The organism is Zoogloea sp. (genome assembly GCF_023150065.1).
Lineage (GTDB): Bacteria > Pseudomonadota > Gammaproteobacteria > Burkholderiales > Rhodocyclaceae > Zoogloea.
In genome coordinates, this window is the sequence record NZ_JAKLLN010000020.1 from 83,859 (window position 1) to 107,721 (window position 23,863).

The following is a 23,863-nucleotide window of genomic DNA, read 5'->3' on the forward strand; positions in this document are numbered from 1 at the left end:
TCTCCATGATCGCCCGCAAGTACCTCTATCTCATCGCCCTCGCCCGGGAGAAGCACTTCGGCCGTGCCGCTGAGGCCTGCCATGTCTCGGCGTCGACCCTGTCGGCGGCTATCCGCGATATCGAGTCGGAGCTGGGTGTCACCATCGTGGAGCGGGGCCAGCAGTTTTCAGGGCTGACGTCGGAGGGAGAGCGGGTGCTCGAGTGCGCGCGCCAGATGGCCGCCCGCGCCGAGGGCTTGCGCCAGGAACTCGCCCAGATGCAGGACGGACTCACCGGGCGTCTGCGCCTGGGGGTGATCCCCACCGGCCTCACCGCCGTGGCTACGCTGACGGCGGCGTTTTCCCGCCGGCACCCGCTGGTGGATGTGGAAGTGCTGTCCATGAGCACCCAGCAGATCCTGGCCGGGCTGCGCGGCTTCGAACTGGACGGCGGCATCGCCTATCTGGAATCCAGGAGTCCGGAGCTGGAGGCACAGCCCCTGTGGTGCGAGAACCACGTCTTGCTGACGCCCCAGAGCGGCCCGTTCGAGGGGCGTGACTGCGTCACCTGGCAGGAGGCGGCGCAGATTCCCCTCGGCTTGCTCACCCCCAACATGCACAACCGTCAGACCATCGATGCGGTCTTTGCCAGCCTGGGCCAGAAGCCCCGGCCGACCCTGGAGACCGACTCCATCATCAGCATCCTGGCCCATGTCAGCGCCGGCCACTGGTCGAGCATCGTCCCCCGGGCGGTGCTGGATCTGATCGGCGTTCCCGCCGGCACCCGGGTGTTCGATCTGCGCGAACCGGTCGTCGAATGGGCCACCGGCCTGCTCGTGCTCAAACGGCAGCCTCGCTCACCCATGGTCGATGCCCTGATGAATGAAGCACGGGCCCTTGGGCATGGCATGCACGACAGCACCCGTATCGTGTGAGGCTTCCCTGGCTCATCCCGGGTACCTGCCCTATTCTGGAGCAGGTGCAAATGGCAAATCAGCCAAACATGGCAAAACCATGGACTGACGCACTGTGTTGGTGCAAAATTACGGCCTTATACCTCTTTGTTAGTAGATCCGGTTCCGCAGGCTGTCGGCCAAAGCTGGAATCCGGCGCTAAGCCGCACTCCCTCTTGCATTCAGTGATCAAGCTCCAGTGGTGAAGGAACCCGGCCTCCAGGCGATCGGGGTTCCTGCGAAGACGTCCAGACAATGGCTGCGTTTCGCGCTTCCCCTGATCGTCCTTTCCCTACTGATCGGCATGATCGGCAGCGTGGGCTACCGCTACCTGAGCGAGGAGATCCGCCGCGAGACCCACCGTACCCTGGCGGTCATCGCCGAGCAGAAGCGGCAGCAGATCGAAGTGGCACTCGGCGCCACCCGCATTGACGCCGGCCTCTACTTCTCCCGGCATTCCCAGCTTGAAATGCTCTACGGCCAATGGCTGGACGGCGGTCGCCGCAATGCCGCGATCCTGGAGCGCATGCAGTTCCTCATGGCCGAGCTGGTACGGGTACGGGGCTGGAGCGGGCTGGCGGTGCTGGATGGGGACGGCAAGCCGTCCCTGATCGTCGGCGAGGCCGATTTTCGGAACCATGCCGGGCAGGTCCGCAGCATCCTGCAGCAACCGCGCATCGAACTCGTTGACCTGCACCGGGACAGCCATGGCCAGGTGATCTACGGCATCCTCGCGCCCATCGGCGGCGCCGGGGGCACACCGCGGGGCGTGGTCTATCTCACCTGGCGGGCAGACAAGGCGCTGTACCCACTCGTCGAATCCTGGCCGGTCCCCACCCGTACGGCCGAGACCTACCTGGTCCGGCGGGATGGCGAGGGGGTGCGCTTCCTCACGCCCCTGCGTCACCGCCACGACGCAGCCCTGACGCTGACCCGGCCCCTGGATGCCCCCGACCTGCCCGCTGCCCGGGCGGTAAAGGGTGAACACGGGATCCTCGAGGGTGGTCGTGACTATCGTGCCGTACCCGTGCTCGCCTACGCCGCCGCGGTGGCCGGGACCCCCTGGCTGATGCTTGCCGAAATCGACGAAACCGAGGCCTACGCCGGTATCCGTACCATGGCCTGGGCCACCGCGCTGGTGGTGGGCTTCGGCCTGCTGCTGGTGTATTCGGCGAGCTACCTGCTGTGGCGTCGCAACCGGGAGCGCCAGGAGTTTGCGGCCTTGCAGGCCCAGCGGGCCGCCGAGGCCCGCTTCCGGGTCATCTTCGAGCAGGCCCCCCTGGGGGTGGCCCTGCTCGACTCGCGCAGCGGCTGCATCACCGAGACCAACTCACGTTACGCCGAGATCGTCGGTCGCCGGCCGGAGGCTCTCGCCGGCCTCGATCCGGTACGCCTGACCCATCAGGACGACATCAACGAGACGCTCGAGCAGATCGCCCGCATGGGGCGCAAGGAGATCAGCGGCTACCGCCTGAACAAGCGCTATCTGCGTCCGGACGGCTCGGTGGTGTGGGCCAGCGTCACCTGCGCCCCGGTGCAGGTGGACACCGAAGAGGCCCCCCGCTACCTGGCCATTGTCGAGGACATCACCGCCCGGCGCATGATGGAAGAGCGCCTGCGCATCAGCGAGGAGCGCCACCGTCTGCTCGCCGACAATGCCATCGACGTGATCCTGACCATGGACCTGGAGGGGCGCTACTCCTACGTCAGCCCCTCCGTCGAAAAGCTGCGCGGCTACACCACCGACGAGGTCATGGAGCAATCCATGGAAGACGCCCTCACCCCGGAATCCCTCGTCATCGCCCGGGCCTACTTTGCCCGGCTGCACGCCAACCTGGCCGAGGGGCTGCCGCCGGAGCCCTTCCGGGGCGAGCTGGAACACCGCTGCAAGGATGGCTCCACGGTGTGGACCGACGTCACCGCCAGCCCGTTGCTGGGCACTGACGGGCACTTCGTGGAGATCCTCGGGGTGATCCGCGACATCAGCGAGCGCAAGCGCTACGAGCACGAGCTGCGCCAGGTCTACGACGCCGCCGAGGCCGCCAACTCGGCCAAGAGCGAGTTCCTGGCCCACATGAGCCACGAGATCCGCACCCCCATGAACGCGGTGCTCGGCCTGGCCCAGGTGCTCGAACGCGAACCCCTCGCCGACAACCAGCGTGACATGGTCGAGCGCATCCGCAGCGCCGGCCAGTCCCTGCTCGCCATCCTCAACGACATCCTCGACCTCTCCAAGATCGAGGCCGGCCAGCTGCGCATCGAATCGCGCCCCTTCGACCTGCCCGCCCTGCTCGCCAATCTGGACAGCCTGATGGGCCAGGTGGCCCGCAGCAAGGGCCTGTCCCTGCGCCTTGAAGCCCCCTCAAACCGCCTCGGCCCCTTGCTCGGTGACGGGCTGCGCCTGGAGCAGGTGCTGTTCAACCTCACCGGCAACGCCATCAAGTTCACCGAGCAGGGCGAGGTGGCGGTGCACGTCAATACCCTGGAGAGCAGCGCCACGGAACTGCGGCTGCGCTTTGAGGTACGCGACACCGGCATCGGCATCGCCCCCGATGCCCTGGCCCGCCTGTTTGCCCCCTTTGCCCAGGCCGACGCCGGCATCAGCCGCCGCTTCGGCGGCACCGGGCTGGGCCTGTCCATCTGCAAGCGCCTGGTCGAGCTGATGGGCGGGGCCATCGGTGCCGAAAGCCAGATCGGTCAGGGCAGCAGCTTCTGGTTCGAGCTCCCCTTCGCCCGGGGCAGTGAAAGCGAAGCAGGCAGCACCCTGGCGGCCGCTGCGCCGCGGGCGCCAGCCGGCCCGCGCCTGGTGGGCGCCCATCTGCTGGTGGTGGACGACAGCGCCATGAACCGGGATCTGGTGGAGCGCGCCCTGCACCTGGAAGGCGCCACCGCCACCCTGGCCGCCGATGGCCTGCAGGCCGTGCAGCTGCTTCAGACCAGGCCGGAGCGCTTCGACGCGGTGCTGATGGACGTGCAGATGCCGGTCATGGATGGCCTCGCCGCCACCCGCATGATCCGCGGCCAGCTCGGCATGATCGAACTGCCCATCATCGCCTTTACTGCCGGTGTGCGCGACGACCAGCAAGCCGCTGCCCGGGCCGCCGGTGCCGACGACGTGCTGGCCAAGCCCATGGACCTCGAACAGATGGCCGTGCTGCTGTCGAAATGGATCCAGCCCCGCCAGGCCGTCTCCCTGCCCCCGGCCCGGGTCGAGCCCGCCGCCGTCGAGGCATTTCCGGAGATCGCCGGCATCGACAGCGAAAGGGCCAGCCAGCGCCTGAGCCGTGACCGGGACATGTTCATCGGTCTGCTCGAACTCTTCGTGCATGACAACACCGAGGCGGTCGCCCAGACCCGTGAGGCCTTGGCCGCGGATGACCGGGAAGCCGCCGCGCGACGCATGCACACCCTGGGCAGCAACGCCGGCTTCCTCTGCGCGCTCGACCTGATGGCCGCTGCCCGAGCCCTTGAGCAGGCCATCGACCAGGGCGAGACCGCGCTGGATGAACGCCTTGATGCCCTCGAGCGTGACATCGCCGATCTGGTGGAAGCCAGCGCGCCCTGGCGCTGAGTGGCGGGCACCTTCGCTCCAGCCGAACACATCTTCGATATTTCCTGATTCCCCCGCCCGGAGCAGGGGCATACCATCCTTGATGAATCCGCAGCGCGCCCAGCCTGCTGCCCTGATCAAGGAATGCCATGCCCCAGGCCGACATCACATCCCCTTCCCTGAGCGAGACCGCACGCGAGGCGATCCAGCGCGCACTCGATGCCCACGCCTCCCGCCCCGGTGCGCTGTTGCCCATCCTCCATGCCATCCAGGATGCGATCGGCTGGGTGCCGGCACAGGCGGTGCCCCTGATCGCCACCGCTCTCAACCAGAGCCGGGCCGAGATCCATGGGGTGATCAGCTTCTACCATCACTTCCGCAGCACGCCCCCGGGGCACACGGTGGTCCAGGTGTGCCGCGCCGAGTCCTGCCAGGCCCGGGGAGGCGCAGCGCTGGAGGCACACGCGAAGCGCAGCCTGGGCATCGACTGGCATGAAACCACCGCCGACGGTGCGATCAGCCTGGAGCCGGTGTATTGCCTGGGCAATTGCGCCTGTTCGCCGTCCATCCGCGTCGGCGACGAGATCCTCGGGCGGGTCAGCTGCGAGGGCTTCGACGCCCTCGTCGACGGGCTGAGGGCCGGGCCAGCCCGCCCGGCCGATGCGCCGCAGGCCACCAGCACGCTAGGCGGCATCCGCATCTTTGTGCCCCTGGATTCCGGCGCCCTCGCCGTGGGTGCCGATGAGGTCGCCCAGGTCATCGCGCACGAGGCCACCGCCCGCGGCATCGAGGTGGAGCTGATCCGCAATGGCTCCCGCGGGCTTTACTGGCTGGAGCCGCTGGTGGAGGTCGAGACCCCTGCCGGGCGCCTGGCCTACGGCCCGGTGACGGTTGCCGACGTTCCTGCCCTCTTCGATGCCGGCTTTCACACCGGCGGCATGCACCGCCTGGGGCACGGCCTCACCGAGCACATTCCCTTCCTTGCGGGGCAGGAGCGGCTCACCTTCCGCCGGGTTGGCATCACCGCCCCCCTGTCCCTGGACGACTATCTGGCCCACGGCGGCTTCGAGGGGCTCAGGCAGGCCGTGACGATGGACGGCGCGGCCATCGTCAAGGAAGTCACCGATTCCGGGCTGCGCGGTCGCGGCGGCGCGGCCTTCCCCACCGGCATCAAGTGGAACACCGTGCTCCACGCCGCCGGCCCCACCAAATACGTGGTGTGCAACGCCGACGAGGGCGACTCGGGCACCTTCTCGGACCGCATGCTGATGGAAGGCGACCCCTACTGCCTGATCGAGGGCATGGCCATCGCTGGCCTGGCGGTCGGTGCCGCCCAAGGCTACATCTACCTGCGCTCCGAATACCCCCACGCCTTCCACACCCTGCAGCAGGCCATCGCGCTGGCCCGCGAGGCAGGCTGGCTGGGGCAGGACGTGGCGGGCTCCGGCCGGGCCTTCGAGCTGGATGTGCGCCTGGGCGCCGGCGCCTACGTGTGCGGTGAAGAGACCGCCATGCTCGAGAGCCTGGAGGGCAAGCGCGGCGTGGTGCGTTTCAAGCCGCCGCTGCCGGCCATCCAGGGCCTGTTCGGCAAGCCCACCGTGATCAACAACGTGATGAGCCTGGCCGCCGTGCCGCTGATCCTGGCCCGGGGTGCAGCGTTCTACCGGGACTACGGCATGGGCCGCTCCCACGGCACCCTGCCCTTCCAGCTGGCGGGCAACCTGCGCCACCCGGGGTTGGTGGAGAAGGCCTTCGGCATCACCTTGCGCGAGCTGCTGCTCGATTACGGCGGCAGCTCGGCCAGCGGGCGGCCGATCCGCGCCGTGCAGGTGGGCGGCCCGTTGGGCGCCTTCGTGCCGGAGTCGCAGTTTGATGTGCCCCTGGACTACGAGACCTACGCCGCCATGGGCGCCATGATCGGCCACGGCGGGCTGGTGGCCTTTGACGACAGCGCCGACATGGCGCAGCTGGCCCGTTACGCCATGGAGTTCTGCGCCACCGAATCCTGCGGCAAGTGCACGCCCTGCCGCATCGGCTCCACCCGGGGCGTCGAGGTGATCGACCGGATCATCGCCGGCGAGGCCCGGGACGCCAACGTGGCCCTGCTGGATTCCCTCTGCGACACCATGCTCCACGGCTCCCTGTGCGCCCTGGGCGGCATGGCCCCGTATCCGGTCAAATCCGCCCTGACCCATTTCCCGCAGGATTTCGGCATCGTGCCGGTCACTGCCGAGTAAGGAAGCCCCCATGTCCCTGCCCCGCGAAACCGACTTCGGCACCCCGGCCTGCGACGGCGAGCCGTCCGTCAGCCTGCTCATCGACGGCCAGCCCGTGTGCGTGCCTGCCGGCACCAGCATCATGCGCGCCGCCGGCCAGAGCGGCTGCGCCATCCCCAAGCTGTGTGCCACCGACAGTCTGGAGCCTTTCGGCTCCTGCCGCCTGTGTCTGGTGGAGGTGGAAGGCCGCAAGGGCTATCCGGCCTCCTGCACTACGCCGGTGGAGGCCGGCATGGTGGTACGCACCCAGACGCCGAAGCTCGCCGACCTGCGCCGCAACGTGATGGAGCTGTACATCTCCGATCATCCCCTGGACTGCCTCACCTGCCCCACCAACGGCAACTGCGAGCTGCAGGACATGGCCGGCGTGGTCGGCCTGCGCGAGGTGCGCTACGGTTTCAAGGGCGACAACCACTTCACCGACGCCTGCAAGGACGAGTCCAACCCTTACTTCAGCTACGACCCGGCCAAGTGCATCGTCTGCAACCGCTGCGTGCGCGCCTGCGAGGAGACCCAGGGCACCTTCGCCCTCACCATTTCCGGTCGGGGCTTCGATTCCCGCGTGTCGCCGGGGCAGAGCGAATCCTTCATGGATTCGGAGTGCGTGTCCTGCGGCGCCTGCGTCAATGCCTGCCCCACCGCCACCCTCACCGAAAAATCGGTGATCCAGCTCGGCCAGGCCGAGTGCAGCGTCACCACCACCTGCGCCTATTGCGGGGTGGGCTGCTCCTTCAAGGCCGAGGTCAAGGGCAACCAGGTGGTGCGCATGGTGCCGGCCAAGGATGGCGGCGCCAACGCCGGCCATGCCTGCGTTAAGGGCCGCTTCGCCTGGGGCTACGCCACCCACGCCGACCGCATCACCACCCCGATGATCCGCCCCAGCGTGGACGCACCGTGGCAAAAGGTGAGCTGGGACGAAGCCCTCACCTATGCCGCCGGCGAGTTCAAGCGCATCCAGGCCAAGTATGGCCGTGGCGCGGTGGGCGGCATCACCTCGAGCCGCTGCACCAACGAAGAGACCTACCTGGTGCAGAAGCTGGTGCGCACCGCCTTCGGCAACAACAACGTGGACACCTGCGCCCGGGTCTGCCACTCGCCCACCGGCTACGGGCTCAAGCAGACCCTGGGGGAATCGGCCGGCACTCAGGACTTCGCCTCCGTGCTCCAGGCCGACGTGGTGGTGGTGATGGGGGCCAACCCCACCGACGGCCACCCGGTGTTCGGTTCCCTGCTCAAGAAGCGCATCCGCCAGGGGGCAAAGCTCATCGTCATCGACCCCCGCGCCATCGACCTGGTGCGCTCGCCCCACGTGGCCGCGGCCCATCACCTCAAGCTGCTGCCCGGCACCAACGTGGCGATGGTCAATGCCCTCGCCCACACCATCGTCACCGAGGGGCTGGTGGCTGACGCCTACGTGGCCGAACGCTGCGAAGGCCCGGCCTTCGAGGCCTGGCGCGAATTCGTGTCCCGCCCCGACAACTCGCCGGAAGCCGCCGAAGGCATCACCGGCGTGCCAGCGGCCGAGATCCGCGCCGCCGCGCGTCTGTATGCCAGCGCCGGCAACGGCGCCATCTACTACGGTCTGGGCGTCACCGAGCACAGCCAGGGTTCCACCACCGTGATGGGCATCGCCAACCTGGCCATGGTCACCGGCAACGTGGGCCGCCCCGGTGTGGGCGTAAACCCCCTGCGCGGCCAGAACAACGTGCAGGGCAGCTGCGACATGGGCTCCTTCCCCCACGAGCTGCCCGGCTACCGCCATGTGTCCGACGCCACCACCCGGGCCCTGTTCGAGGACGCCTGGAAGGTACGCATCGACCCCGAGCCCGGTCTGCGCATCCCCAACATGTTCGAGGCGGCGCTGGACGGCAGCTTCAAGGGCATCTACATCCAGGGCGAGGACATCGTCCAGTCCGACCCCAATACCCAGCACGTGGAAGCCGCCATGGCGCAGATGGAATGCGTGGTGGTGCAGGATCTCTTCCTCAACGAGACCGCCAAGTGGGCCCACGTATTCCTGCCCGGCTCCAGCTTCCTGGAGAAGGACGGCACCTTCACCAACGCCGAGCGGCGCATCTCCCGGGTGCGCAAGGTGATGCCGCCGCTGGCCGGCAAGGCCGACTGGGAAGCCACCCTGGCCCTTGCGGATGCCCTCGGCTACCCGATGCATTACAGCCACCCGTCCGAGATCATGGCCGAGATCGCCCGCCTCACGCCCAGCTTCCACGGCGTCACCTACGACTTGCTGGAGTCGAAGGGCAGCATCCAGTGGCCGTGCAACGAGGCCGCGCCGGAGGGCACGCCCACCATGCACGTGGGGGGCTTCATCCGTGGCAAGGGGCGCTTCATGCTCACGCCTTTTGTTCCCACCACCGAAAAGGTCACCCGCCGCTTCCCCCTGATCCTCACCACCGGGCGCATCCTCAGCCAGTACAACGTGGGCGCCCAGACCCGCCGCACCGCCAACGTGGCCTGGCACGACGAAGACCGCCTGGAGATCCACCCGGTGGACGCCGAAGACCGGGGCATCCGCGAAGGCGACTGGGTCGGCATTGCCAGCCGGGCCGGCGAGACGGTGCTGCGTGCCACCGTGACCGAACGGGTCCAGCCCGGCGTGGTGTACACCACCTTCCACTTCCCGGAATCCGGTGCCAACGTGATCACCACCGACAACTCCGACTGGGCCACCAACTGCCCCGAGTACAAGGTGACGGCGGTGCAGGTCACCCTGTGCGCCCAGCCTTCGGAGTGGCAGCAGCGCTTTGCCACCCGCCGCGAGCAGCAGCAGGGCTTTCTCAAACCCGCCACCACCGACGCAGGCTGACACTGCCATGAACTCCGACTACGTGCTGCGCATGGCCAACCAGATCGGCGACGCCCTGGGCATCAATCCCGACCAGGACCAGGCCGTTCGCGACCTGGCCGACCACCTCAAGCGCTTCTGGGAGCCGCGCATGCGTGGCGCCCTGCTGACCCTCGCCGATACACCCGATGGGGCCGCGCGCCTTTCGCCCCTTGTCCACCGGGCGCTGACGAGCCTGCGGCCCTCACCTTGAGGGCGGCGGCCCTCCGGGCTGGTCCACCGCGCGGTACCCGTCCTATACTTGCCGGCCGGGCCGCCGTAAGGTGTCCTGTGACCTGCCCGAATCCGCCAATGCCCCCTCCGGAAGACTCCCCCGCCACCGCCGAGATCCCCGCGTCGCCCGGCCTGTCGACCCTGCAGCGTGTCCTGCTCACGGCTGCGGGGCTGATTGCCCTGTTCCTCGGCCTGCTTGGAATCATCCTGCCCGGTTTGCCAACGACGCCTTTCGTTCTCCTCTCCGCCGCCTGCCTGGCCCGCTCCTCGCCGCGTCTGCACAACAAGCTCATCAGCAACCGGCATCTCGGCCCCCTGGTACGCGACTGGGAGGCCAATCGCTCCTTGCCCCTGAAGGTCAAGTGGATCTCCACCACCCTCATGGGTGGCATGGTGATCCTGTCGGCCTGGCAGTTTTCCGGGCGGCCGCTGCTGCAGATCCTGGTGCTGGCTCTGGGCGTGATCGGCGCCATCGTGGTGTGGCGCATCCCCACCCGCCGCCGGAGCCCGGGTTGAGGAGGCATGATGTGGTGAGGCCGTGACGATTTTCACGGTGAGGAGGGTGTTGGATGAAATAAATGCTGCATTGCACAATTTTTTCATCTATCATTTGAATCGTCTCCTCCACCCTCCTCCTTTGGTGTGGATTTCAACCCGAGCGCCTCGCGGCCCTCGGGTTTTTTTCTGTCTTTCTCCGGCAGCACCTGCCGAAGCCCGGGCTCTTCCGCCCGCGCCCCGCACCCGGTTCAGAAATCCCCCCGGCATCCGTTAAACCTCCGGACTGCCTTCTGCCTACGCGTTCCTCCGCCACCGCCCTGCCCCGACCTTCGAGACCTCAGGCCCCTGCGCTCCGGGGGCAATTCCGCCATGAGCTTCTTCTTCACAGTGCTTGACGACAGCCTGCGCCCCCGCGGCAGCCGCGACCCCCTGGGGGCCGAGCTGCTGTGGTCCCGCGTGGGGCGCAGACTGGTGGGCAACCTCACCACCGTCACCGCCCATCTGGACAACTTCATCCTCACCCTGGTGGGCTTTCATCTCTGTGGGGACGCCAGAAACGGACAGACCGACTGGGCCTCCTTCGAGCGTTTCGAACAGCTGACCGCCCGGGCCCGTGTGGCGAAGAAGCTGCCCGGCGTGATCGGCGTGCGGCGGATCCTGCGCAGCCAGGGCTTTCCGGTCCCCCTGGGTAGCGGGCCCGACGCCCGCATCCTTGATGATCAGCGCCAGGCAGGCCTCTGGGGCCTTTACTCGTCGGCCCTGGAGGCGTCGCTGCTCACCGACGCCATGCGCCGCCCCACCGAGCGGGGGGCCGGGATTGCCCGGCAGTTCCTGGCTGCGGCGCCGGACGAGGTGTGGCAGCTGGCTCTGGACAAGCAGGTCAGGCAGCTCGGTGACGATGACCTGAGCCGCGCCGCCGACTGGGTTTCCGCCCTCCTGGGTGACTCCGCGAGCCGCGAGACCCTGGCCAACTGCCTGCTCTCGGGGGGTGAAAGGCCTGAGCCGTGGCAGGGAGAAGTCTTTTCCCAGGGGCGCCGTTTCATGGCCGGCAAGCGCACCCCACCGCCGGCCCGGGATTTCCTGCTGTGGCTCACCGGGCAGTCCGACGCACTCCGCGACTATGCCGCCCGGGTCTTGCAGTTCGATGAAGCCCTGGTGCTGGCCAGCCTGTGCTTCGACTGGCTGCTGGGCTGCCATGGCCGGACGGTAGCGCAGATTGAAGAGGGCATGGGCGGGCTCGCCAGCTGGCCGTTCAACACTCCCGTCATCCCTGATTTCAGTGCCGAAATCGACGACGCGGAATGGCGCCGCCGCAGCACTGGCCTGGCTGCATTCTGCACCGCCATGGCCGCCGGCCAGTGGTACGAAGCCACCGAGCATCTGTTCGCCCACCATGCCTCCATCGCAAAGGCGCGGGGTGGCTCGCCCTGGTGTTACTGGGAGGCGGGGCAGATCAAGGTGGTGATGAGCACGACACCCGGCACCCTGCCGGTAGCCGCGGAGTTTTCCGGCGAGGCCTTCGCCGGGTGGATGGCAAAACGCAGCAACGGCTTCTTCCTGGATGCCTTCCTGGCCATCCTGCACCAGACGCAACCTCCAGCCCCGGTGGAGCGCAATCCATGAGCCAGAACACCCAATGGAACATGCTCAAGGATGCCCTGCGGAGTGCCATCGAGGCCCTGCCCGGCCACCGTGTCACCCACGCCCTGTTCACCACCTACGCCTTCGAGCCGGAGTTTTTCGAAACTGCCATCCTGCCCCTGCTGCTGCCGGACGGCGGCGCGGGCCTGTCCCTGCATTCGGTGGTGCGCCGGCTGCAGCTCGAATCCCTGCTGCGGGAGTCACCCATCACCATCGACGTGTATTTCGATGCCCGGGTGGTCGTGCCCGGCTGCCCCTTCCTGCCCTACGGCATGCTGCCGGTCCGGCTTGCCCACGAATTCCACGGCAAGCTCATCCTGCTGCGCCTTGAAGATGAGCATGGCAAGGCCTGTTGCGTGCTCGGCACCGGCTCGGCCAACCTCACCAAGGCAGGCTGGTGGGAGAACCTCGAAGCCTGGCATTTCACCGGCGCTTTCGACCCCGCCCGGCCTCCGGCGGGCCTGCTGCCAGGAATCCGGACCTTGCTCGGCTTTCTTGCCGAGCGTGCCCGGCCGGGTGCGGCGACGGACTTCTTCACCGACAGCTTTTCCACGGCACGCCCCCGACGTCATGCCGCGGGCGAACCGCTTCTCGGCGTATTCACCCCGGGCGGCGACACCTTTCTGGACTGGATCAGCGAGCACGCGGACGAGGCCGAGACACGCCTCGAGGTGATCTCGCCCTACTTCGCCGAGAGCGGCCATGCCGCGCTGGTCAGCGATCTGCTGGACGCCACGGGTAGCCCGGGTATCGACCTGTGGTTGCCGGAAGACCCGTGGCAGGCCGGTGGGCCGGCCGTGCTGATGGACGAAGCCGCCTATGTGGACCTGAGCGAGGTGGACAGCCTGCGCTGGTGCCGGATGGCCGATGCCCGGCTTGCCGAGGCACGCCGCAAGGAGCAAACGCCGCGCTTCCTCCACGCCAAGCTGATCCGCAAGCCGGGCAGCTTCTGTTTCATGGGCTCGGTGAATTTCAGCAACAAGGCCTTCCGCCACAACTTCGAGACGGGCTTCCTGTTTCCGGATGCAGGTGGTGCCTGGCTGGCGCCCCGGCAGCCCGCAGCGCTGCGCTTCCTCAAGCCGGCCGAACAGGCCATGCAAGCGGACGTGGATGAATCCTTGCCGGCCCTGTGGGCGAGCTTCAACTGGCAGACCCTGGTGCTGGAGGTCGACTTCTTCCCCAACACCTCGGACCCGGCCCATCGAAACGCCAGCCTGCGCATCATTGACGCCCAGGGCGCAGACAGCGGGCTGTGCATCAAGCTGCCGGGCAGCCTGTTGCTCGAACGGGAGGGAAGCCTCCATCGCGATCTGCAGACCAACCCGTGGATCCGCCTCGCCTTTCCTGGTAGGCCACCGCTGCGTACCACCCTGGCCTGGGTGCAGCAGGAGGCCCTGGAATACCGCCCACCGCCTGTGACGCTGCAGCCCGACGCGTGGCGCATCCTGGAGATGTGGCGCAGCCTGGCCGAGGGTGAGGCGGGCTCCGGGCCGATGGACCCGGGCGCCCTCGAAGTGCTGCTCAAGCGCCGCAGCAAGCGGGGCGAAGCATCCCTGGAGGGCGAGCCCGGGCAGGATCTGTTTGAAGAGATGGCGGTTGCCCACGGCAGCTTCTACCTGCTGCGCCGACGCCTGCAGGCCGAACAGAAGAAGGGCAACCTGGCCCGCTGCGAGTACTACCTGTCCGCACCGCGGCCGGACGCCCTCACCAGTCTGCTTGCCCACATCGAGCAGCCAGGGGACGAGTACCCCGTGGAGCCCATTGCCGCCTGGGTGATGCTCCAGTGGAGCATCCAGATCTGCCAGGACCACGCGGAGCTGGACAGCGCGAAGGCCCTCGGCAGGCGGGCCGAGGACGCACTGGCCGCCCTGCTCGCCCGAGAACCCCTCTCGGCGCTGGAGCCACGCTTTCTCGACTGGGTGGGTCGCATGTTCCTGTGCCCGCCCGGCGAGGAGCGCCGCCTTGCCCGACACTTCCTGAGCGGTGAGACACCCCAGCCATGACATCCCCGATCTTCCCCGGGCAGCAGCCCTGGTCTCGCGAGGCCGCCGCCACCCTGCTGGACATGTCCGGTCAGCTACCCGGCTTCGCCGCCATCGGCGCCCGCCAGCTGGACGCTGCCGTCGCCCTGCACCGCATGCTGATCACCGGGGGCGTGGCCTATCTGGCCGACGAGGTGGGCATGGGCAAGACCTACGTGGCCCTGGCCGTGGTGGCCCTCTTCCGCCATCTGCAGCCCGGCTTCAGGGTGCTCTACCTGGCCCCGTCGCAGAACGTGCTGCAGAAGTGGCATGGTCGCGAACTGCCGGCCTTCATCCGCAACAATGTGCGGGCCCCCGACATGCGCGTGCGCGGCCCGGCCGGCCTGTCACCGGCGGCCAGCACAGCCTGTCTGCGGGCCGATGACTGGCTGGAGGCCGCCGTCACCGACCCCTCCGCGCTGGATGTCTTCCTGCCCCTCTCGGCCCTCAGCTTTCCGCTCTCCGGGGACGACGCCAAATGGTACGCGCGGGTCAAGGACATGGCGAAGCGGGCCGGCGTGAGCGTGGATCTGCGGGGTGCAAGGGAGAAGTCCACCTACAAGGACAAGGCGGCCGGTGTCATCAACCGGGCCATCCCGCGTTACGACCTGGTCATCATCGATGAGGCTCACCTCCTCAAGGGCGGAGCGGGCAAGTCCGCATCCGACCGGGCGCGCTTCCTGGCCCGTGCGCTGGGTGCAGTCGGTCACGGCCGTGGCGAAAGGCGCTTCGGTGCCGCCCTGCTGCTGTCCGGCACGCCCTTCGACCGGGACCTGCTCCAGCTGGCCCGCCAGTTCGAGCTTTTTGCCATTCCCGGGTTGCCGGTTGCGCCTCACAAGGACATCGTAGCCCTTGCCGCGCGGCGGAACGCGGGGGGCAGCTGGAGCGAAATCCAGGCCGGCCTCAAGCCCTACATGATCCGCCGGGTGCAGAAGCTGGACGTGGGCGACACCACCCTGAGCCGCAACCAGTACCGTACCGAACTCCGCGCCGGGGCCGGCATCAGCCTGGCCGGGGACACCCGCCCTGAGGCCCTGCGTCAGCGCCTGTTCACCGCCGTGGTGCAGAAGCGCCTCATCGAGCACCTGGACAGCGAAAACGCCGGCCGCTTCCCGATGGCCATGTTCTCGTCCTGGGAGGCCTACGCCCCGCCCGGCCCCCCGCCCCAAGGCCGGGCTGCGGCGGGCCCGCTGGCCGGCAAGGCAGACGATGGGGACGGAGAGACGCAGCCCCCGGCCGGCAATGATGTGCTTGATATCTTCAGGGATACCAACACGCCCCAGGATGCCCGGGCCGTGGATGGCAACCTGATGGAGAACCTCGTCGGGTCCTATCGGGACGTTTTCGGCACGGCACCACCGCACCCCAAGCTCGAAGCAGAGTCCCGCCGCCTGGGCCGGGAGGCCTTTGCGGAGGGCAACAAGCAGCTGGTCTTCGTGCGCCGCCTGAAGAGCATCTATGACCTTTACACCCGGCTCAACGAGACCTACAACAGCTGGCTTGGCGCCTACCTGGAAGCGGAAGGCATGCCTGGCTGCCCCGGGCCCTTGCTGGACGCCTGCCGCCGCGCCGCCGGCAACGAGCGCCCGCCAGGCCACGCTGCGGCAGCCGCGCCCCTCATCAATGGCGAAGATGAGGGTGACCCGCCCGCCCAGGTGGACACCCTGTTCAGCTGGTTTTTCTCGGGCACCCTCGACGCGGCGGGCAAGGCTTTTGCCGACAGCCACGGCCTGCCGGCTCCGGCGGGCCTGCGTGAGCGCCTGCGCGATCCGGAACGTATCGAGTCGATCATCGGTGAGCTCGACTGGCGGGGTTTTGCCACCGAGCACGCCCCCGGCCTGCCCGACATCCCGCTGCCGGCCCTGGCCGAGCGGGCCTCGCAGCTGCCAGGGCCGGCGGGGGTTCTCTGGCGCCATCGCCGCCTGCAACTCGCCTGGGTGCAATTGCTCGCTGAAGGCATGTCGCCTGAGGCAGCGCGGCCTTTCCGCCTCCTCGAAGCCCATCTGAAGGCGCTGCTCACCGGCCCGAGCCCAATCCGCGAGCGAATCGACAGCAGCACCGCTGCCAGCCTGCTGAGCCTGCCCACCATCGGCCTGGGCTTGTGGCGCAAGGGGCTGCAGGCCGTCGCCCTGCCCGACTGGCTCGCGCTGTGGCAGGCCCTCACGGGCATGACGACCGATGGCGACGAGCAGGCGCTGGACGCCCGCCTGCGTGCCCTGGACCTGCAACGTGAGGTGCTGTTTGCCGTGTTGCGCCTCGATCACCCCTTCATCGACCTCTACCTGGGGTGGCTGGGCGCCCAGCGGGACGATGCCCGGGCCACCGCCCAGGCCCTGGTCGATCGTATTGCGGCCGTGTGCGAACGGCCTGACGCCGGGGCCCGCTTTGGCACCGCCAGCATCCTGCGCAACCTGGCAGAGGCGTGGGAGCAGATTGCCAAGACCAACTTCGCGGAGTTCCTGAAAGGCAGCAATCGGCTGGAGCGGACCCGCTGGCGACAGGCGATCCAGCCCTATTTCGCGCGTCTCCCGGTGGAAACGGCCAGCGGCCAGAACACCGACTCCCGCGCCGCCATCGCCCGGCGTTTCCGCATGCCGGGCTACCCCATGGTGCTGGTCGCCACCAGCGTGCTGCAGGAGGGCGAAGACCTGCACGTGTGCTGCGACCGGGTGACCCACTTCGGCATCTCCGGCAGCCCCATCGGCATCGAACAGAAAAACGGCCGGGTTGACCGCATCGGCTCCCGGGCCCAGCGGCGCCTGCTGGATGGCAAGGGAGTGGCCGAGGCCGGCATCCGCGTGCGCTTTCCACACCTGTCGGAAAGCCTGGAGTGGTATCAGATCCGTGATCTTTCCCAGAGCATCAACGACTATCTGCACTCCATGCACGAGGTCGGGGCCAGCCAGGCCCTGGAGGACATCAGCCTGGCCAGCACCATGGCCAATCGCAACCCCATCCCACCGCTGCTGGCCCAACACCTGAGCTCCCCTTTCGAGCCCGAGCTGGCCTCCTGCGAAGGGGCTGTCACGGTTGAGGAAGTGAAGGCCCGTGTCGACGAGGCGCGTCACATCATCGAGCATGCCAACGCCTTGCTGGCCGAGGTGGCCCGGGAGGCCGGCTTCCACTCCGACCCCGGCCGTGCCGACTGTTTCGTCCATGCACGGCACGATGCCCTGCTGTCGCTCCAGCCCGCCCACATGACCGGGGAGCTGACCATCCAGGCCTCCCGCACCCTCGACGAGAATGATGGATGCGACTGGCTTCTCGGCGGCCGGGTGGTCAAGGACCCACCGGCGCCGGAGGTCCTGCGCGTCCTGGGTGCCGACCCCCGCCGCAAGCACGCCCTGCACCGCGTCGACGGGGGAGTGAGCCTGCGTGTCCATGCGGCCTGCTTCGCCCGTGGCGCCGCCGAACTCCAGCGCAGCGAAATCGAAGACCTGCTCGAACGCATCGACATCGCCCTGCCCCAGCCGCCCACCCCGTCCACTCCGGCACCCGATGCCCTGACCCGCATCATCCAGGCGTTGATGGCGGCGGACGACAAGGGCGAATTCCAGTGGCGCCCCGGGAAGACCGCTGGCCGTCACTGGCTGCGCAGCCGCGGGCAACGGATCACTCTCGAGCTGCGGGCGCGCTGGGTCGTGGCCAGCCGCGTCGTCGAGGCCGCCCCCAACCCGGACCCGGCCAATCTTCTGCTTCGCACCCTGCTGCGCAATGCCAGCCCGTCGGGGCCGGATTTCTTCTACACCGCCCGGGGTGAAATCAAGGCCCGCATGATCCACCCGGTTGCCGATCTGGGCGTGCCGGAACTCACCTGCATCCTGCGGGAGCTGCTGGCTCTTCCGGCGCAGGCCGTGCAATGAGAAGGCCGGGCCTGGCCCGGCCTGCATGCGGCATGGGTCACTTCAGGCCGATGGCCTGAGTCAGCTGCTCGGCAGTCCTGGCGTAGTCGATACGGCTCACCTTTCCGTCGTCCACGCGCAGTATGGTTGCAGCCCCTTTCTGGCGCGGCAGATCAGCCAGCTGGGCGCTGTCCCGCCCCAGCCCGACGGCAAAGGGCATCTCCCGCAGCGCCGGCAGGGCAAACATCCGTGTGACGAGGGCAGGCATTGCGCTGATATCGGCGAAATAGACGGCCTGGAGGCCATCCAGCACTCCTGCAGGCTGGGCAAGCAGGACCTCATTGATCAGATCGCTGGCGGCCTTGTCGGCTGCAAACAGCACAATCCGGGTGCCCGCGCGGGTCGTCACCACCTTACCGTGCTGATCCTCGAGGGCAAGCGACGGCAGGCTGGCGCCGGGAATCACCGGCGCGGCGGCGGCCACCAGTGGAATGACCAGGGCGACGAGCCCGGCAAAAAGACGCGACCTTGCTGCTCCCTCGAACTTCATGTTTCTTCCTCTCCCGCAAATCGGATCCGTAAACAACCGCGCCGGTTGCGCAGCGTGCTGGCCTGGCAGGAGACAGCGGCGAAGCCCCTGTGTTCCCGCCGGGATGGAGCCCTTGACCCGCATAGTTTGAGCCGATCCCAAGCATCACTTGAACTAATGATCACTCATGTATTCTGTTTCTACGGTTGGAACGCCTGCTGAACCAGGCGTGCCGGACATGGGGCCGTGACTGGCCGGATTCCCATGCGAAGAATCACGAGACCCGGGGCAATACCCGGGGCCGGATTCCGCCGGCGCGGCAGCCAACTCAAACACGCCAGAACGACAGGAGACGGAGATGAACGGAAACACGACCAAGACCGGCCAATGCCCGGTGATGCACGGCAGCATGACCGCGACCGGCAAATCCAACACCGACTGGTGGCCCAATACCCTCAATCTGGACATCCTCCACCAGCACGACAGCAAGACCAACCCGCTGGACGCCGGTTTCAACTACCGGGAAGCGGTGAAGACACTCGATGTGGACACGCTCAAGAAGGACTTGCGCGCCCTCATGACCGACAGCCAGGACTGGTGGCCGGCCGACTGGGGCCACTATGGTGGCCTGATGATCCGTATGGCCTGGCATGCCGCCGGCTCCTACCGGGTGGCCGACGGCCGCGGCGGTGCCGGCACCGGCAACCAGCGCTTCGCCCCTCTCAACTCCTGGCCCGACAACGCCAACCTGGACAAGGCCCGGCGCCTCCTCTGGCCGATCAAGCGCAAGTACGGCAACAAGCTCAGCTGGGCCGACCTGATCGTGCTCGCCGGCAACATGGCCTATGAGTCCATGGGCCTCAAGACCTTCGGCTTCGGCTTTGGCCGCGAGGACATCTGGCATCCCGAGAAGGACATCTACTGGGGCTCGGAGAAGGAATGGCTTGCCCCCACCGACAATCCCGACAGCCGCTACTCGGGCCAGCGTGACCTCGAGAACCCCCTCGCCGCCGTGATGATGGGCCTCATCTATGTGAACCCCGAGGGCGTCGATGGCAAGCCCGACCCGCTGCGCACCGCCCAGGACATACGCGTCACCTTCGCCCGCATGGCCATGAACGACGAGGAAACGGTGGCACTCACCGCCGGCGGCCACACGGTGGGCAAGGCCCACGGCAATGGCAGCGCGGCCAATCTTGGCCCCGCCCCCGAAGCCGCCGACGTGGACGAGCAGGGTCTCGGCTGGAACAACCACAGCACCCGCGGCGTGGGCCGCGACACCGTGACCAGCGGCATCGAAGGCGCCTGGACCACCCACCCCACCCAGTGGGACAACGGCTACTTCGACATGCTCCTCAATCACGAGTGGGCGCTTGCAAAGAGCCCGGCCGGTGCCTGGCAGTGGGAACCGGTGGATATCAAGGAATCCGACAAGCCGGCCGACGTGGAGGACCCGTCGATCCGCTACAACCCCATCATGACCGACGCCGACATGGCCATGAAGATGGACCCGGAGTACCGCAAGATCTCCGAGCGCTTCCACCAGGATCCGGCCTATTTTTCTGAGGTGTTCGCCCGCGCCTGGTTCAAGCTCACCCACCGGGACATGGGGCCCAAGGCCCGCTACATCGGCCCCGATGTGCCCCAGGAGGATCTTCTCTGGCAGGACCCGGTGCCCGCCGGCCGAACCGACTACGACGTGGCCGCCGTCAAGACGAAGATCGCCGCGAGCGGCCTTGGCGTGAGCGATCTGGTCAGCACCGCGTGGGACAGCGCCCGCACCTTCCGGGGTTCGGACATGCGTGGCGGCGCCAATGGTGCGCGCATCCGTCTCGCCCCCCAGAAAGACTGGGAAGGCAATGAGCCCGCGCGTCTCGCCCGGGTGCTGGCGATCTACGAGAAGATCGCCGCCGACACCGGTGCCAGCGTGGCCGACGTGATCGTGCTCGGCGGCAACGTCGGTGTCGAACAGGCGGCGAAGGCGGCGGGTGTGGATATCACCGTACCCTTTGCGCCGGGCCGGGGCGACGCCACCCAGGCCATGACCGAGGTGGAATCCTTCGAGGTGCTCGAGCCCGTGCATGACGGTTTCCGCAACTGGCTCAAGAAGGACTACAAGGTCAGCGCCGAGGAGCTCCTCCTCGACCGTACGCAGCTCATGGGCCTCACCGCTCCCGAGATGACCGCCCTGGTGGGCGGCATGCGGGTGCTCGGCACCAACCACGGGGGCACGGCCCATGGGGTGTTCACCGACCGGGTCGGCGCCCTGAGCAACGACTTCTTCGTTGCCCTCACCGACATGGCCTACACCTGGAAGCCGGCGGGCCGAAACCTCTACCACATCGTCGAGCGCAAGACCGGCACCACAAAATGGACGGCCACCCGCGTCGATCTGGTGTTCGGTTCCAACTCCGTGCTCCGGGCCTACGCCGAGGTGTACGCCCAGGACGACGGCAAGGAGAAGTTTGTGCGTGACTTCGTGGCGGCCTGGACCAAGGTCATGAACGCCGACCGCTTCGATCTGAACTGATCCCGGCCATCCGGCAACAGCCCCCGGTCATGTACCTGCATGGCCCGGGGCTTTTTCATGGGCCCGGATGGAATCAAGCAGCCCCTCTCCCACAATGACCAACCCACGCCACTCGCCTCGAACTGACCCGGACAGGCGCCACGCCGGCCTGTTGCTGTCCGTCGGCCTCGCCCTGGGTGTCTCCGCCAATGCGCTGGCGGCCGACCGCTGCGACCAGCTGCCCAGCCCGTCGGTCAGCCTCAAGCGCCATGAAGAGCCGGTCTCCCTGGACATCCGAACCAGCTACCGCACCCTCACCCTGATCGGCCCACGCAACCTGCCGGCGGGCAAGCAGGTCCTGGGGCTCACCCGTGGCACCGCCAGCGTACGTTTCGAGTCGCGCATCAGTGCCTACACCGACCCGGCCGGCCGCTGGGAATGCGCCAGCCCCCAGCTCACCGTGACCTATGGCTTCAGCCCGATGACGGTTTATGTGGCCAGGGAATTTCCCCAGGGTAGCTGTGCCTACAAGGAGATCCACGAACACGAGCTGCGCCATGTTCGCGCCTACCAGGCGCATCTGCTGCGGATTGAACAGGAGCTTGCCGACACCCTGAAGCGCCGCTTTGTCACCGACGGCCCCTGGCGCGGCCCCGTCGGCCAGACCCGCACGCGCCTCCAGCAGGAGCTTGAAGAGCGCTGGGGGCCCTATATCCGGCGGGAGATGAACAAGGTGGATGCGGCCCAGGCCCTGATCGACACACCCGAGGAGTACGCCCGGGTAGCCGAGAGCTGCGGTGGCGAGGTGAAGCGCCTGACCCGGTGACGGCCACACGCCCGAGGCTCAGTGCCGCACCGGCCAGTACCAGCTCGGTACGCCCTTGCGACCACCCCCGACACCCTGCCGGTAGCGGCTGCGCAGGTGGCCGTCTACCACCGAGATCCACGGCGCCAGCTGCATGTCGGCCAGCTCCAGGTCCACGAACAGCTCGGGCAGCCGATACGCGAACCAGCGATAGGCAGCCAGCAGGCGGACGGTGGTCTCGGCCTCTTCGAGGGAGGCGCGGCGCGGCGAGTCGGGGAGAAAGTCCAGCCGGATGGACTTGCCCTGGTTGGCCGCATAGGCCCAGCTCCGCCAAACGCCATCGATGGTCTCGTTCTGGGCGGCCATGGGCGCCATGGAAAACACATGCTTGAGGTGCAGTGACAGCTTCTTCATCCGGTCCAGCTGGCTTGCCCGGGCGAGCTGCTCTTCCGGCACATGGGGCCGGAAGAAGCCGTCGCCGCAATCGGCGTGGAGCTGGAACAATGACAGCAGGGCCTCGAGACGGGTGTCGCCGGACATGGCCGCCAGCTGTTCCAGGTAAGCGCTGCCCGGTGTGATCTGAAAGCCCATGGCCTCCAGCGGGGGCTGCGGGGCCTTCATCAACGAGGTGACGACCTTGTGCTCGGCGGGGGTCAGGCCGGCCACCAGCCCCTCTTCTTCCTGGTGCCCGAAGCGCCCGGCCCGGCCACCGATCTGCTGCAGCAGCGACGGGGACAGGGTGTCGCGGGTGGTGCCGTCGTATTTCTGCACGGCAGTGAACACGACCCGCTGGATGGGGAGGTTCAGGCCCATCCCGATGGCGTCGGTGGCGACGAGGATGTCGGCGTCACCCCCGGCAAAGCGGTGTGCCTCGCGCTCGCGCACCTCGGGCGACAGGGCGCCGTAGATGCAGGCCACGGATTTGCCCAGAGCCAGCAGATCATCACGCAGATTGAGAGCGTCGCGCCGGGAGAAAACGATGAACGCGTCCCCCGGCCGGGCCCGGCGCAGGGCCGCTGCCGCATCATTGGCCAGGAGCTGGCCGACGGACAGCGGGTGCTTGCGCGTCTTGCGCCGGATCTCCAGGGGCAGGCCCAGACGCGCCGCCAGGGCCACAATGGCGGGTTCGGCCGACAGGGCGCCGACCAGCCACACCTCGCGGGCATTGGCGCCAACGACAGCCTGGGTCCACGCCCAGCCCCGGTCCGGGTCGCTGAGCATCTGGATCTCGTCGATGACCGCAACGTCGATCTCGGTGCCCGGGTCGAGCATCTCGATGGTGGAAGCGGTCACCCGGCTGCCTTCAACGATGCGACGCTCTTCGCCGGTGATGAGGGATGCGCTGACACCGAACTCCTCGTTGAGGCGGGTGAAGGCTTCCAGCGCCAGCAGGCGCAGCGGTCCCAGGTACACGCCGGACGAGGCCGTGACCAGGCGCTCGAAGGCGTCGTGGGTCTTGCCCGAGTTGGTGGGCCCGAGCACGGCAATCAACTTGCGGGCCCGGCGCCGCACCGGAAAGGTGTCGGGATAGTCGGAGAGCTTGAGGCTGCGCCCGATCTGCTCGGCCAGATCCCGGTGGCGCTGCTTGGCACGCAGATCATTGAGGGACTGGGCCAGCCCCTTGCCGACGCTGCCCAGGTCCAGATCACCACATGACCAGAACTCCCGAAGCTTGCGCAGGTTGGGCTCCAGCCCCTCGGTTTTGCAGGCTTCGAGGTAGGTGATGATCTCGGTGATGGCCGTTTCCAGGGCCTGCTCGAGCCGGGCGCCCTGCTCCTGCAGCATGCGCTGCTCGAGGGCGTCGCGAACCTCGCCGGTCCGACGCCGCCAGTGCGCTTCCTGACCCAGACACGAATCCGCGATGTAGCCAAAGATGCGGAACTCCTCGCCGAGGATCGCGACCCGCCGGCCCGCCGCCAGCCATACCCGATGGCCACTGATGGTCCGGGCAAAACGCAGGGCCTGCCGGGATGAGCTTTGTTGATCGTTCATGAGGATCCTGTGTGATGCACGCCCGGTGGTGGTGCCACAAGCGCGCCCAGCCTGTGCGGATGGGCCTGAAAAAACGCCGCGGGCGATGATCGACGACGGGGAATTTCTGCCCCAGAATCGGGATAGGGGCGGTCAGATAATCTGACCGTTCCCCTCCCACACCACCCGGCATGCGGGTCCGCACCGGGCGGT

At 67.9% G+C, this 23,863-nt stretch carries 13 protein-coding genes; 11 read left to right on the plus strand and 2 right to left on the minus strand.

The window, feature by feature from the left end:
- Window positions 1-5 precede the first annotated feature (5 nt).
- The 9 genes from L6Q67_RS18925 to L6Q67_RS18965 all read left to right on the plus strand — a co-directional run bounded on the left by L6Q67_RS18925 (window position 6) and on the right by L6Q67_RS18965 (window position 17,857).
- Window positions 6-914, plus strand: a complete 909-nt coding sequence (locus L6Q67_RS18925) for a LysR substrate-binding domain-containing protein (protein WP_296573209.1) — start codon at window positions 6-8, stop codon at window positions 912-914.
- Between the two features lie 322 nt (window positions 915-1,236).
- Window positions 1,237-4,503, plus strand: a complete 3,267-nt coding sequence (locus L6Q67_RS18930) for a PAS domain S-box protein (protein WP_296573212.1) — start codon at window positions 1,237-1,239, stop codon at window positions 4,501-4,503.
- A 128-nt stretch (window positions 4,504-4,631) separates the two neighbouring features.
- Window positions 4,632-6,719: a formate dehydrogenase subunit gamma gene (locus L6Q67_RS18935; RefSeq protein ID WP_296573216.1), complete on the plus strand. Its 2,088-nt coding sequence runs from the start codon at window positions 4,632-4,634 to the stop codon at window positions 6,717-6,719.
- Window positions 6,720-6,729: 10 nt separating this feature from the next.
- Complete coding sequence (gene fdhF / locus L6Q67_RS18940) at window positions 6,730-9,582, plus strand: formate dehydrogenase subunit alpha (RefSeq protein ID WP_296573219.1); 2,853 nt, start codon at window positions 6,730-6,732, stop codon at window positions 9,580-9,582.
- 7 nt (window positions 9,583-9,589) lie between these two features.
- Complete coding sequence (locus tag L6Q67_RS18945) at window positions 9,590-9,814, plus strand: formate dehydrogenase subunit delta (RefSeq protein WP_296573222.1); 225 nt, start codon at window positions 9,590-9,592, stop codon at window positions 9,812-9,814.
- 98 nt (window positions 9,815-9,912) lie between these two features.
- Entirely contained in the window at window positions 9,913-10,350 is a 438-nt protein-coding gene (locus tag L6Q67_RS18950) for a YbaN family protein (protein ID WP_296573224.1), read from the plus strand.
- Between the two features lie 351 nt (window positions 10,351-10,701).
- Window positions 10,702-11,955 carry a hypothetical protein gene (locus tag L6Q67_RS18955; RefSeq protein ID WP_296573227.1) on the plus strand — a complete coding sequence of 418 codons (1,254 nt, stop codon included), beginning with the start codon at window positions 10,702-10,704 and terminating at the stop codon, window positions 11,953-11,955.
- The gene (locus L6Q67_RS18960; RefSeq protein WP_296573230.1) at window positions 11,952-13,976 is read left to right on the plus strand and encodes a phospholipase D-like domain-containing protein; all 2,025 of its coding nucleotides are present in this window, start codon (window positions 11,952-11,954) and stop codon (window positions 13,974-13,976) included. Before L6Q67_RS18955 ends, L6Q67_RS18960 begins: the two co-directional genes overlap by 4 nt.
- Window positions 13,973-17,857, plus strand: a complete 3,885-nt coding sequence (locus L6Q67_RS18965) for a helicase-related protein (protein WP_296573232.1) — start codon at window positions 13,973-13,975, stop codon at window positions 17,855-17,857. Before L6Q67_RS18960 ends, L6Q67_RS18965 begins: the two co-directional genes overlap by 4 nt.
- Before the next feature lie 37 nt (window positions 17,858-17,894).
- Here the strand turns inward: L6Q67_RS18965 and L6Q67_RS18970 are convergent, their stop codons facing one another.
- Complete coding sequence (locus tag L6Q67_RS18970; protein WP_296573234.1) at window positions 17,895-18,386, minus strand: hypothetical protein; 492 nt, start codon at window positions 18,384-18,386, stop codon at window positions 17,895-17,897.
- 337 nt (window positions 18,387-18,723) lie between these two features.
- Between L6Q67_RS18970 and katG the strand changes: the two genes are divergently transcribed.
- Window positions 18,724-20,895 (plus strand): catalase/peroxidase HPI, encoded by a 2,172-nt coding sequence (gene katG, locus L6Q67_RS18975; RefSeq protein ID WP_296573237.1) that lies wholly within the window; start codon window positions 18,724-18,726, stop codon window positions 20,893-20,895.
- A gap of 94 nt (window positions 20,896-20,989) precedes the next feature.
- Window positions 20,990-21,700, plus strand: coding sequence for a hypothetical protein (locus tag L6Q67_RS18980; RefSeq protein WP_296573240.1), 711 nt, complete (start codon window positions 20,990-20,992; stop codon window positions 21,698-21,700).
- A gap of 18 nt (window positions 21,701-21,718) precedes the next feature.
- Here L6Q67_RS18980 and L6Q67_RS18985 read toward each other — a convergent pair whose 3' ends face one another.
- Window positions 21,719-23,671: a helicase-related protein gene (locus L6Q67_RS18985; protein ID WP_296573243.1), complete on the minus strand. Its 1,953-nt coding sequence runs from the start codon at window positions 23,669-23,671 to the stop codon at window positions 21,719-21,721.
- Window positions 23,672-23,863 lie beyond the last annotated feature (192 nt).